13 protein-coding genes and 1 riboswitch are annotated in these 13,318 nt (G+C 28.5%); of the genes, 3 read left to right on the plus strand and 10 right to left on the minus strand.

The features are described 5' to 3' along the window. Window positions 1–30: 30 nt before the first annotated feature. Together KQI36_RS15430 and KQI36_RS15435 are read right to left on the minus strand one after the other, a co-directional pair. Entirely contained in the window at window positions 31–1,206 is a 1,176-nt protein-coding gene (locus KQI36_RS15430; protein ID WP_061994595.1) for a DegT/DnrJ/EryC1/StrS family aminotransferase, read from the minus strand. A 66-nt stretch (window positions 1,207–1,272) separates the two neighbouring features. Beyond that, a complete protein-coding gene (locus tag KQI36_RS15435; RefSeq protein WP_061994594.1) occupies window positions 1,273–2,472 on the minus strand; it encodes a MerR family transcriptional regulator in 1,200 nt (399 codons plus the stop codon). Window positions 2,473–3,768: 1,296 nt separating this feature from the next. Here KQI36_RS15435 and KQI36_RS15440 point away from each other — a divergent pair. Next, entirely contained in the window at window positions 3,769–4,113 is a 345-nt protein-coding gene (locus KQI36_RS15440) for an SdpI family protein (RefSeq protein WP_216451676.1), read from the plus strand. Between the two features lie 42 nt (window positions 4,114–4,155). Then, window positions 4,156–4,671 carry a GNAT family N-acetyltransferase gene (locus tag KQI36_RS15445; RefSeq protein WP_216451677.1) on the plus strand — a complete coding sequence of 172 codons (516 nt, stop codon included), beginning with the start codon at window positions 4,156–4,158 and terminating at the stop codon, window positions 4,669–4,671. Window positions 4,672–4,779: 108 nt separating this feature from the next. On the opposite strand, the gene KQI36_RS15450 is transcribed toward KQI36_RS15445, so the two are convergent. The 7 genes from KQI36_RS15450 to KQI36_RS15480 form a co-directional block, all read right to left on the minus strand. Further along, complete coding sequence (locus tag KQI36_RS15450; protein ID WP_244991618.1) at window positions 4,780–5,325, minus strand: thiamine phosphate synthase; 546 nt, start codon at window positions 5,323–5,325, stop codon at window positions 4,780–4,782. After that, window positions 5,303–6,613 carry a phosphomethylpyrimidine synthase ThiC gene (thiC, locus tag KQI36_RS15455; protein WP_216451678.1) on the minus strand — a complete coding sequence of 437 codons (1,311 nt, stop codon included), beginning with the start codon at window positions 6,611–6,613 and terminating at the stop codon, window positions 5,303–5,305. The genes KQI36_RS15450 and thiC overlap by 23 nt, the downstream gene beginning before the upstream one ends. Window positions 6,614–6,624: 11 nt before the next feature. Beyond that, window positions 6,625–7,734 carry a 2-iminoacetate synthase ThiH gene (thiH, locus tag KQI36_RS15460; protein ID WP_216451679.1) on the minus strand — a complete coding sequence of 370 codons (1,110 nt, stop codon included), beginning with the start codon at window positions 7,732–7,734 and terminating at the stop codon, window positions 6,625–6,627. Further along, window positions 7,734–8,501 carry a thiazole synthase gene (locus tag KQI36_RS15465; protein ID WP_216451680.1) on the minus strand — a complete coding sequence of 256 codons (768 nt, stop codon included), beginning with the start codon at window positions 8,499–8,501 and terminating at the stop codon, window positions 7,734–7,736. Before KQI36_RS15465 ends, thiH begins: the two co-directional genes overlap by 1 nt. Window positions 8,502–8,514: 13 nt before the next feature. Continuing rightward, window positions 8,515–9,318 carry a sulfur carrier protein ThiS adenylyltransferase ThiF gene (gene thiF / locus KQI36_RS15470; protein ID WP_216451681.1) on the minus strand — a complete coding sequence of 268 codons (804 nt, stop codon included), beginning with the start codon at window positions 9,316–9,318 and terminating at the stop codon, window positions 8,515–8,517. Beyond that, complete coding sequence (gene thiS, locus KQI36_RS15475; RefSeq protein ID WP_342357400.1) at window positions 9,319–9,510, minus strand: sulfur carrier protein ThiS; 192 nt, start codon at window positions 9,508–9,510, stop codon at window positions 9,319–9,321. A gap of 133 nt (window positions 9,511–9,643) precedes the next feature. Next, window positions 9,644–9,747, minus strand: a riboswitch (TPP riboswitch). 98 nt (window positions 9,748–9,845) lie between these two features. Then, on the minus strand, window positions 9,846–10,256 hold the full coding sequence (locus tag KQI36_RS15480; RefSeq protein WP_244991619.1) for an alpha/beta hydrolase family protein: 411 nt from the start codon (window positions 10,254–10,256) through the stop codon (window positions 9,846–9,848). Window positions 10,257–10,572: 316 nt separating this feature from the next. Here KQI36_RS15480 and KQI36_RS15485 point away from each other — a divergent pair, with 316 nt between their 5' ends. Beyond that, entirely contained in the window at window positions 10,573–11,016 is a 444-nt protein-coding gene (locus KQI36_RS15485) for a GNAT family N-acetyltransferase (protein WP_216451683.1), read from the plus strand. Window positions 11,017–11,702: 686 nt separating this feature from the next. On the opposite strand, the gene KQI36_RS15490 is transcribed toward KQI36_RS15485, so the two are convergent. Beyond that, complete coding sequence (locus tag KQI36_RS15490; RefSeq protein ID WP_216451684.1) at window positions 11,703–13,007, minus strand: Na+/H+ antiporter family protein; 1,305 nt, start codon at window positions 13,005–13,007, stop codon at window positions 11,703–11,705. Between the last annotated feature and the right edge of the window lie 311 nt (window positions 13,008–13,318).

The raw sequence follows: 13,318 nt of genomic DNA on the forward strand, positions 1-13,318 counted from the left end.
ATCTCTCCTTTTTTATAAAAAATATTTATTTTATTTTACTGATTCTACTGCCTTGATAAGTTCTTCTACTACATATTTTGCATCTTCCAAATCTAGTGTTGAATACACTGGAAGTGTTATTTCATTTTTATATTGATTATATGCATTTGGATAATCTTCTATTTTATATCCTAATTGCTTATATAGTGTAAACATTGGAAGTGGTGTAAAGTGAACATTAGTTGCTATGTCTTTTTTAGCTAACTCTTCTATCACTTTATTTCTATCATCCTCTTCAAATCCTTTTAATCTTAAAGGATATAAATGATATGATGTTTCCATTTCTTCATTTTTAGAAAATGGAATTATAGCCCAGTCTTTGCCTTCTAAGGCTTTATTATAAATATCAAATATTTGTCTTCTCTTTTCTAACATGCCTTCATATCTATCTAATTGAACAACACCTATTGCAGCATGTAAATCAGACATATTGCACTTAAATCCATCAGTTACTATGTCATATTTCCAAGCTCCAGCTTTCATTTTAGATAATGCATCTTTTGTTTGTCCGTGTAATGAAGTATATTTTAACTCACGGAATATATCTTCTTTTCCATGTAAGTGGTTGTTATTGAAAGTTACTCCACCACCTTCAGATGTAGTTAAATTTTTAACTGCATGGAATGAAAATACATGAAAATCATATTGTGTTCCAACTTTTTTTCCTTTATATGAAGCACCAAAAGAATGGGCAGAATCTGCTATAAGTAATATATCTTCTCTATTTAATTTTTTAAGTATAGCTCTTACTTTATCATAATCTACAGGAACTCCTGCAAAATCTACAGTTATTATCGCTTTTGTTTTTTCAGTTATAGCTTTTTCTAATTTATCTAAATCCATTATAAAACTGTCTTTTGCAACATCTACAAATTTTGGTTTTATTCCTCTATGTAGAATAACACTTGCACTTGCTGTGTAAGTATATGGAGTTGTTATTACTTCATCGCCTTCTTTTATATCAAAAACTTTTAGTATAAGCTCCATACCAGCAGTTGCACTACCTAATGCTACTGCATTTTCAGATTCACAATAAGTTCTCATTTTTTCTTCAAATTCTAAAACTTTAGGACCAGATGTAATCCATCCTGATTTTAAAACCTCAACTACATTTTCTATTTCTTTTTCTGTAATATCTGGTGGTGAAAATGGTATTTTTTTACTCATTTTAAAATCGCTCCTTTTATTTATTATTTTATCTATTTAAAAAGTTTTTAATACTATTTAAAATCTTTATTTTCTTCCTTTAAAATATCCCGTATCTTTAGTTATATAAATATATCCTTTTTCTTCTTTTTCTTTTTCAAGTATTTTTTCTAATTCTATAAGCTTATTTTCATTAAGTCTTTTGACTATATCACTTTCCATAGAAATTATATAATCAATTAGTGCCTTTTCTTCTGTTATTTTAAGATTATCCATATATCTTTTGCTTTCTACATCTTTAAAAACCTTTGATAGAATATCATATCCATTTTCAATTTGAAATTTATTAGTCAAATTAAAACTTTCAACTTCTAATATTTCTTCATCAACTTTTGATAGAAAATCTCTCATTTCCATCATATGACTTTTTCCGACAGTAGATGCAAATATATATCCATCTTTTTTAAGAACTCTTTTTATTTCCCCTAAAGCCTTTTCTATATCATTTAAATGATATAACATATGGTTTGCTATAACTATATCAAAAGTTTTATCTTCATAGGAAATATTCTCAGCATCTTCAACATTAAAATGAAATCTTTTAAGTTTTCCTTTCAAATTGGACTTAGCATCTTTAAGCATACCTTCTGAAAAATCCGTTATATAAATTTCCCAACCTTTAGGTATTTTATTATAATTTTTAGCCCATAAGCTACCATCACCGCAGCCAAGTTCTAGAACCTTACAATTTTCCTTTAATGGTAGTTCTTTAAAGAACCATTCCATCCAACCTTCTTCGTTAATACTAAATTTTTCATGGATGTTTATTCTAGCTTTTAAATTTGAAGCATCTTTATATTGCTTCATCCACTTATTATCCTTATTTATTAAACTTATTATGTTTATAAACTTGTTCCAATTTAAATTTTTATCTTCTTCTATCATATTTAATGTTTCATCGATTGCTTGAATTACATTAAATTCGTGGTTTATCTTTTCTTTAATTATTTTCTTTTGTATTTTTAGAGACTTTTTAAAATCATTATCCTTTAAATCTTCTGTCATAATATCTTTTATCTCATCTAATGATAATCCAATAAACTTTAAAGTTAATATCTTTTGTAACTTAGGAAAATCTTCTTTGCTATATAATCTATGACCAGCTTCATTATATGAAGAAGGTTTTAAAAGATCAATTTTATCATAATACCTTAAAGTTCTTAAAGTTACACCTGCTTTTTTAGCAAACTCACCTACAGTAAATTGTTCTTTTAAATTATCTTTCATTTAGCATAAATCCTTTCAATTTCTCTTTTTAATACAAGATAATAATTTATATTTAGTAACATTATACAATTATATATTAACTCATGACGTAACGTCAACGTCAATACTTTTTTATAATATTTTTTTAATAATGATATTATTATAAAAAATAATGAGGTTTTTAATTTATTATATTATTTCGTTAATAAATTAACTTTTAAAGCTATTTTTATATAATATATAATTGTAATCATTACATATTATATTGTAGAGTAATGTTTTTTGTTCTACAAAACTTTATCTTTTTCAGCATTTGTTAATTTCTAAAAAGCTGTCTAAAAATCTAAGAAAGCAATTCACCAAAATTTTTACACCATTACAAGAGGGACAGGTTCATTTTGGGCTAGTTTCTTTGTTTTAAATATAGATTCCATAAATGCTATATTCCCATCACCTAATAAGCAAAGAACCAGTACCTAATACTTTTGTCTTAGTGAACAATCTAAGCAAGTGATTGTTCACAGTATTGCTCCATCATGAATGAAACTTTTCCAGTTAATAGTTGTGGTTATTACTACTCATTCTATTCCTAATAATACTAAACGTAGTTTTATCTAAGCTCTTTAGCAAGTAATAAATTATAGTTTTTCTTCCATCACAAATGGGACAGGCACGGTAAATTTATTTTCTTCTTTACCATTTGATGCTCTACTAATTTTACATTACTAACATAATAGTTCAAAGCCAGTCCCTAACAAATACGCTACTTTGTAACTCAAGTACTGGTTCTTTGCTCGGTAATTTATTTTATCTAACCTGTTTTATTGAGTACAGAAATTTTTATGGTTGTACAACCTAAGTGAACCTGTCCTTCTTGTTACGGCTGTAGACTTTGAATATAGCTTTTGTTTAATTTTATATCTTAAACTGAAATTTTACTCCCTTAAATTCAAAGAAACTGGTAGTCCAGTTTCCTCCATAATTGTCAATTGTCCATTATCAAATGTCAATTCCTAATTGATTGTCCTTTGTCCTTTGTTAATTTCTAAAAAGCTAACTAAAACTCCTATACAAGCAATGCTTTATAATTCTACCTCCATAACAAGAGGGACAGGTTCATTTTCGGCTAATTTCTTTGTTTTAAATATAGATTCCATAAATGCTATATTCCCATCACCTAATAAGCAAAGAACCAGTACCTAATACTTTGGTTTTAATGTATAAGTGTATAGTTTAAGTATTGAATTTATTATTCAGTGGTATAAAATGTAATATAATACTTATACATTTAAATTAATGTATTGTTAAGGAGGAATTATGGAGATTTTTTTCTGGTTTATAGATTTATTAATACCTGTGACAATGATAATTCTAGGTAAAATAATTAATACTAATCCACCTAAAGAAATTAATAATGTTTGTGGTTATAGAACAACCCGTTCTATGGAGTCAAAAGATGCGTGGAATTATGCTAATACTTTATGTGGTAAGCTTTGGTTTAAAATAGGCATTATATTGTTTATACTTATCGTTATATTAAAATTAATTATTCCTATAGAATCACAATATTTAAGTCTTGTAAATGTAGGAATAGGATTAGTTGCTTTAATTATGCCTATACCATTTATTGAAATGAAACTAAAATCTAAATTTCACAAATAATTATTTAGATAATTTAAATTATACAAATTAGGGGGGATAGTTATGATTAAACTTATAGAAGCAAATGAAAAGTATTTGAAATCATATATTGAAGCATATGACGAATATGAGGATAATCACGTCACAACATATGCATTTAATGATGCAAGATCCTATGATATATTTGTGAAATATGATAATTATAAAAATGAACGTAATTTAAAGCCCAATAGGGTTGGGGCAAGTTATTTTTGGTTGGTTGATGATGAGAAAGACTTGTTTATAGGGGAAATTAGCATTAGACATAATCTCACCGATGCACTACTACAATATGGTGGTCATATAGGGTATGGCATTCGCTATTCTGAATGGAATAAAGGCTATGGAACTTTTATGCTTAAACTGGCGTTAGAAAAAGCAAAGGAGATGGATATTTCAAGAATTCTAATCACTTGTGATGATGATAATTATGCTTCTGCTAAAATAATGGAAAATAATGATATGGTACTTCAAGATAAAGTAGAGAACCTTATAGATGGACAAAAAATACTTACAAGAAGGTATTGGAAAACTTTATAGGCGTTAACTTGAAATGCTATAGAAATTAAATAGTAAAGTGGACAAAGATAAACTTGTCCACTTTAGTTATAATAATTATAAAATTTGAAACAAAACCTTATAATAAAGTTACTTCATAAAAGCACTCATCATGGCAACTCCATCAGCTCCTGAGTTGTAAATTTCTTTCATGTTGTCTTGTTTTATTCCACCTAATGCAATTACTTTGCAAGAGACATGTTTTTTTATCTCTTCTATGAATTTTACACCTTTTCCTTTTAAACCTTCCTTACATTTTGTCTCATATATATTAGATGCTAAAATATATGTAGCTCCAAGTTTATCTGCTTTTATTGCTTCTTCTAAAGAATGAATGGACACTCCTACTATTTCATCCTTATTCTTTTCATACCCTAAAAACATTTCAAAAGGTAAGTGTATTCCATAAGGTTTCACTTTTTTATATACAAATTCATTAGAATTTATTATTAATTTACAGTTAGTATTTTCTATTATTTTTGTAATAGCCTTTGCATATTTTAATAAGACATTATCAGAAACATTTTTTTCACGCAATATTATTCTACAAACGCCATATTTTACAGCAGCTTCTATCTTTTGAAAATACTCTTCATCACTTTGTGCAAGCTGTCTATTTGTTATTAAATATATCAATTTCTTTTTCCTTCAATACCTTATTCATATTCCTAACGGCACACATTTTACCACACATTGTGCAGGTATCTGAATGTTCAGGCATAGATTCTTCTCTGTATCTTTTAGGTTTTTCGCTATCTAAAGCTAATTTAAACATCATATCCCAATCTAAATCTGCTCTTGCCTTGCTCATAGCGTCATCTAATTCTCTAGCCCCATTAATGCCCTTAGCTAAATCTCCTGCATGAGCTGCTATTTTAGTTGAAATTATACCTTCTTTCATATCTTCTATATTAGGTAATCTTAAATGCTCTGCTGGTGTAACATAACATAAAAAATCTGCTCCTGCCGCTGCTGCTATAGCTCCACCAATTGCTGAAGTAATATGGTCATAACCTGGTGCTATATCTGTTACTAGTGGTCCTAAAACATAAAATGGAGCATCATAACAAAGTTTTTTCTCTAAAAGCACATTTGTTTTAATTTCATCTAATGTCATGTGTCCAGGACCTTCAATTATAACTTGTACATTTCTTTCCCATGCTCTTAGTGTAAGTTCTCCTAATGTTATTAACTCCTTGATTTGAACCGCATCAGTAGAATCTGCATTACATCCTGGTCGGCATCCATCTCCAAGACTTAAAGTAACATCATACTCTTCACAAATGTCTAATAATCTATCATAATATTCATAAAATGGATTTTCTTTATTATTAACTTCCATCCATGCAAATAATAATGAGCCACCTCTTGAAACAATATTAGTTAATCTTTTATTTCTTTTAAATGTATCAGCTGCTTCTTTATTTAATCCAGCGTGGATTGTAACAAAATCTGCACCATCTTTAGCATGTTTTTCAACAACATCTAAAAATTCTTTCGCTGTTATTTCATCTAATTCCTTATCATAAAAACCAATGGCATCATAAATTGGCACTGTTCCTATAATAGCTGGTGAATACTCTACAAGATTTCTTCTAAATTCAGCAGTTTTTCCATAGTTAGAAAGATCCATTATAGACTCTGCCTTCATCTCTATTGCTTTTTTTACCTTTTCCATTTCTTTTTCTATAAAGTAACAATCCTTTGATATTCCTAGATTAACATTTATTTTTGTTTTCATTCCTTTTCCTATACCCTCAGGACTTAAAGATTTATGATTTTTATTAGCTGGAATTACTACTTGTCCTTTAGCAATTAAATCTCTTAGAGCTTGTACATCTATCTGTTCTTTTTTTGCTACTATTTCCATTTCTTTTGTAATTATGCCTTTTTTAGCTGCATCCATTTGTGTTGTATAATTCATTTTTATTCCCCCTAAATTCTTTCCCAATCTTTTAAAATTGGTTGATACCCTAATCCCTTTATCATTTTTTTCACATCTTCTGTACTACTTTGGTCACTTATTAAAAATTGTGATTCCCCTTTGCCCTTTGTGTCTTTACAGTGTCCTCCCACTTCTGTTAATACGCCAGCTGACATTTTATTAACTCCTAGTGGAATCAATTTTTCTCTAAAACCTGCTGATTCTCTTGTAGATATATTTATAACTGAGTTATTATGAAATAATCTTAATGCTAAAATACACTGAACTAAGTTTTTATCACTTACTGGATATATATCATGAAAAGTTCCAGCATGAGGACGTATTCTTGGTGCCGAAAAAGCTACATCTACTCCTGGGTAATTATCTTTAATATATTTTCCATGTAATGCTGTTAAAAACACTTCTTTTCTAAAATCATTTAATCCTAACAGTGCACTTACACTTATATTTCTCATACCTGCTTTTGCACCTCTTTCTGGTGCATCAAGCCTAAAATTATAATTTCTTTTTGGACCACCTAAATGTACTTTCTTGTATATTTCTCTATCATATACTTCTTGGTAAACTGTTAATCCATCAGCACCTGCCTCTATAGCTTTTTTATAATCTTCTTCACTTAATGGTTGTACTTCTAATGTAATTGAAGGAAAATAATCCTTAAGTACTTTTATTGCATCTACTAAATATTCTATTGGTGTATCTTTAGGACTTTCACCAGTTAAAAGAATTATATGTTTAAACCCTTCTTCAGCTATAGCCTTCGCTTCTTTTTCTATTTCTTCCATAGTTAACTTTGCTCTTAAAATATTGTTATCATGATTGTAAGAACAATAAACACATCTGTTAACACACATATTAGCAATATATAATGGTGTATATAAAAGAACGGTTTTTCCAAAATACCTATTAGATATTTCATGAGCTTTTTGAGCCATTTCTTCCAGATATTTTTCACCTTTAGGCGATATTATGTTTAAAAAATCCTCTTCATTTAATTTGTTTTTGTATATAGACCTTTTTATATCTTCCTCTGTAACCCTATTAAAATAATCTTCAAAATTAAATTTTTCGTATTTTTCTATAACCTCTAAAAATGACATTACTCTAAAAATCCAGTTAAAGGTGATGATGCGTTTCCAAATTTAGATACAACACCAGCTTTAGCCAAATATGCTTCCCTTCCAGCTTCTACAGCTTTTTTAAAGGCACTTGCCATAAGAATAGGGTTATTGCTTGATGATATTGCAGTATTTAAAAGAACTGCACTAGCTCCCAACTCCATTGCTTCACAAGCATGAGAAGGTAAACCAATACCTGCATCTACAATCACTGGTTTATTTAATTCATCTATCATTATTTCTATCAATTCTTTTGTTTTTAAACCTCTATTGGTTCCGATAGGCGCCCCTAATGGCATAACAGCTTCCGCACCTGCTTCTATCATTCGTTTTGCCATTGCTAAGTCAGGATTCATATACGGTAAAACTACAAAACCTTCTTTAGCTAATATTTCTATAGCTTTTAAAGTTTCTAAATTATCTGGCAAAAGATACTTTGAATCGTTTATTACCTCTATTTTAATCCAGTTTCCACATCCCATAGCTTTTGCAAGTCTAGCAATCCTCACTGCTTCTTCTGCATTTCTTGCCCCTGATGTATTTGGTAGCAATACCATATCTTTAGGTATATGATTTATTACATTTTCTTCTTTATCATCAAAATTTATTCGTCTTACTGCCATAGTAATTACTTGAGCTTCTGAACTTTTAACTATTTCAGGAATAATAGAATTTGATGCATACTTACCTGTTCCAATAAATAATCTAGAATTTAACCCTTTTCCGCCAATTATAAATTTATCATTCACAACATTTCCCCCTCTACACTTCACTGTCACCTAATAATATTCTCACTGCCATATTTGCCATATGACCTCCAGCTATACTTACTCTTGGAGCCATAAGACCTGAACCTTCTTTTGCCTCATTTTCTCCATCTCCACAAACATAAAATCTACTATTAATCTTTTTAGTAATTATAGAATTAGATGAAAAGCTACCTGCCATTCCATTTCCACTGATAATATATTTATTTGTATCAAGTAAAATAGCATTTACAAGCTCTGCTTTACACTTTGCATTATCAAAAGCTTCTATAACAACATCACAATCTTTAAATGTATAAATAGCATTGTCTTTATCTAAATATCTATCTACAACTTCCACTAAAATATAGGGATTAATTTCTTTAATAATTTCTTTAATTGCATCAGTTTTTTTCATCCCTATATGCCTTATATAATATTGTTGTCTATTTAAATTACTTGGCTCTACTACATCAAAATCTACTAATACTAACCTTCCGACTCCTATTCTTGCTAAAAATATTGCTATATTAGAACCAAGTCCACCTAATCCTGCAACACCTACTACTGACTTCTTTAGTTTTTCAAATACACCTTTTGTATGTCTAGAAATCATTAGTGTTTCTAGTTCTTCTTTTTTTGGTTTTTCACCCTTTTTTATAAAAGTCAATTCATCTTTATCTTTTAAAATCTTATCTTCTTTTATTGGAAACCCGTTTATAATTACCATATCTGAATTAGGATACATTTTTCCTTTTATATTATTTATAGATACATTTTCACTTATTTCAAAGCTTCTTCCATTCACCTTAATAAGCATTTATCCCCCTCCAACAAAAGCAACTATTTCTATTTTGTCATCTTCTTTTAATACTGTTTTATCGTATTCTTCCTTAGGTAATATTTTTAAATTCAGTTCAACAACAATTTTATCTGCATTAAGATCTAAATCTTTTATCATTTCACTAACTGAAAAGCTTTCATAATTCTTTTCTTTACCGTTTACAAGCACACTATTCCTCCTTTCTAAAATCATCTTAATAAAGCTACTATGGGGTTTTGCTATGTTTTTTGCATATAAAAAGAGCTTACCAACCGGTAAGCTCTTATGAAAATATATGTTATAATTTTATTTCAAATTTAAATATTTTCCTATCTTACTTCCCTACGTTGGTGTTAACCATATCAGGTTCAAAGGGTCGAAACTTAAAATTCCTCTCAGCCACTATTGGCTCCCCTAGCAAATCTTTATTAAGTTAAGTTCATTATACATCTACAAAACTATATTGTAAATACTTGTTTATTTATATATACAATTCCAATTAAAGCTATTGCACTTAAAAAATACTACATTCGTTTCACAAAAAAATTTCTAATAAGGCTAACATATTCCTCATAATTAACTAAACTAAGTTCCCCATGTCCCATTTTTTTAACTATATATAAATGACTATTTGAAATAGTGTTATGCAGTTCTTCTGCTGATTTTTTCATAATCTTTAACTCTTTTTCTCCAACAATAATTAGAACCTTAGCTTTTGTATTTTTAATTGTATTTTTCAATATATAATTTCCATTACTTAATGTAATATTAACTAAAGATTCTTTTGTTATATTTAAACTATCCTTATAATAACGTTCAAACATTTCTTCAGGAACATTTAGTATTTTTCCTTGTAATTTTGAAAACCATTTTTTCTTTATTAAACCATAAAACATTTTGTAAGTTGGTACTGCTAAAAATTTTCCATAGACCACCAAGATAATCCTCCACCGTGTAAAAATATTATGGTAGGTAATTCCCTATTTCCAAATTCCTTGAATTTCATTTTAATCTCCTATCAATCAATATAAACATTAAATGTATTACTTTAAAATTCCTTATATTAACATAAATATAGATTACACTATTTCACATTTAATTTAAACATATAAAAACTATTAATTAAAATAAACTGTTAACTAACAGTAGAATATTAATTTCAAATTTATTTTATTTGTAAAAATTGTTGTATTTACAAAATTATGTTATAATATTTTAAATATTTATTAAGAAACAGAGGGTAAGAATAAAATGAAAAATTTAGTTATATTAGAAATGAAAAAACATATGCTTGATCAATGTGTTGATTTATTTATAAACACATTTTCTAAAGAACCATGGAATGATGTTTACGACTCAAGAGATCCAGTAGTTAATTTCTTCAATAATCACTTTAATAATAACTACTTTCTAGGTTATGTAGCTATGTTAGATGACAAAATTGTAGCATTAAGTGTTGGTATGAAAAAGCCATGGATAGAAGGTATGGAATATTATATTGACCAATTTTGTGTTAGTTATGAAATGCAGGGAAAAGGTATTGGAAGTTGGTTCATGAAAGAAATAGAAAAAAATATTAAAAATCAAGGAATGAACGGAATGATATTAAATACCGAAAAAGGTTATCCAGCACAAAAGTTTTATGAGAAAAATGATTTTAAAATAATTGATGATTTAATAGTTTTTGGTAAATAATAATATTTTTTATATCTTTAAGTAGTATGTTGAATTAGATAAAACTTAGGTTTGGGAGTAAATATCAAGTAAAGATTAATATCTAAGTATAACACCGTAACAAATGGGACAGGCACGACAAATGTAGCACCATAAAATAAAACAAACTCTTTGAATGTAACTTCCATAAACAAAAAGGGTTAGCCAGTCCCTAAAGCAGTTAAGAGTTAATAAGTAATAGTTAAAAGTTGAGGTGGAAACTGGATTAAATCCAGTTTCTTTTTAATTTAATATAGTAAAATCTAAATTTAGGATATAAAACTAAGCTAAGATTATTATTTAAATGTAGCACCGTAACAAGAAGGACAGGCGTACCAAAGTATATTTTCCGTAAGTTATTTTGTGAGTGAAATCAATGGTTTAGCAATAAAACTTATAGAAATTGAAACCGGTCCTAAAAAAGTAGCATAGCTACGTAGATGTTTGGGACCGACTTTGAGTAGTATTGAAGATAAGCTAGAATCATCAAAAGCATCTATCCTAAAGCATGGTAAAATAGACCTTAACGCGTCTGTCCCTCTTGTAATGGAGGTAGAACTTTGAATAGTTGATTGTTTATGATTTTTATCTAGTTGAAGGTTAAAACTTGTTAATAAATTTGAATTAAATTTTCAGCTTATATCCCTATAATATAATTTTTCCCTATATTAAAAAATCAAAGCAGCTACTAACCCAAATATAAATAGTGGTATGTTATAGTGAAGGAATGTTGGCACGCAGGTATCCCAAATGTGGTCATGTTGGGAATCTATATTAAGTCCAGATGTTGGCCCAAGAGTGCTATCTGATGCTGGCGACCCTGCATCTCCTAATGCTCCTGCAACTCCAATTAATATAATTATAGATAAAGGACTAAAACCTAATTTAAGTCCTAATGGACAGTATATGGTTGCTAGAATTGGAATAGTTCCGAAAGAACTTCCTATTCCCATAGTTATAAGAAGTCCTACTAAAAGCATTAGTAATGCTCCAAGAAATTGACTTTGTCCTACTAATACGACTATAGAATTAACAAATGATTCTATAGCACCTGTTTCTCTTAATACATTTCCATATCCAGCAGCTACAAGCATTACAAAGGCTATAAAACCCATGATTTTAATTCCACCGTTCATCAAATTATCAATTTCATTAAATTTAATAGTTCTTGTTACAATTAAAACTATAATTGCACATAACCCACCTAATGGTAGCGACCCTGTCAAAATCTGAACCATAAAAGCTACTATAGCAGACATTAATACAGTCCAGTGAATCTTTGTCATTTTTGTATCTTCATTATCATTTGAAAACTCTTCTAAATTTACATTTTTATATTCTCTAGGTTTTCTATAGGTAAAAAATATAGCTATTAAAAGTCCAATAATCATAGCCACTCCTGGTATCCACATTACTTTACTTACCATGCCAGTTGTAACTTCTATATTGTTAGCTATCATTTGATCTCTTATAATATTTTGAAATATAAGTCCAAATCCTAATGGTATCGCTATATATGGAGCTTTCAATCCAAATGTTAAAGCGCAGGCAACAGCTCTTCTATCAATTTTCAATTTATTCATAATAGGTATAAGTGCTGGAATTAAGATTGGTATAAAGGCTATATGTACTGGAATAAGATTTTGAGAAAAACAAGCTATAACTGCTATAATTAATATAAAAGTAAACTTGTTTTCTTTAACTACCTTAGATATTTTTTTAGCTAGTATAGTTGAAAGACCTGTTTTATTTACTGTTACAGCCAAAGCTCCTAACAATAAATAACTAAGGGCTGTTTCAGAATTTCCACCCATTCCGTCTATTAATAAGGACATAGTTTGTCCCACACTTAGATTTGCTGTAATTCCAGCAACTATAGCTGAAATTAACAATGACAGTATTACATTTAATTTTAAAAGGCATAAAATTATCATTACTGTAATAGATATGATAACAGGATTAAATAAACTCATAATATGCTTCTCCTTTAATTTTAGGAAACTGGAATATACCAGTTTCCTTATTAGTTTTTAATTTCTACTTATCTATGTTTATAGGGTTCCAAATTAAATCTTAAATTTATTCATTTATCAAATGAGAAAATTCAAATTAATATTTTATCAATAACTAACAGATTATTTTAGTTAAAAGTTAAGAGTGAATAGCCTATAGCCCCCCTAATTGGATTGGACAAAGTTAATTTAGATATTTACAATTATATTAATGAAATTAGGAGGGCTACAATATGTCAAAAGTTGTTTTTAAAAGAAAGTTTTCAGAAGAA

The organism is Clostridium senegalense (genome assembly GCF_018916625.1).
Lineage (GTDB): Bacteria > Bacillota > Clostridia > Clostridiales > Clostridiaceae > Clostridium_J > Clostridium_J senegalense.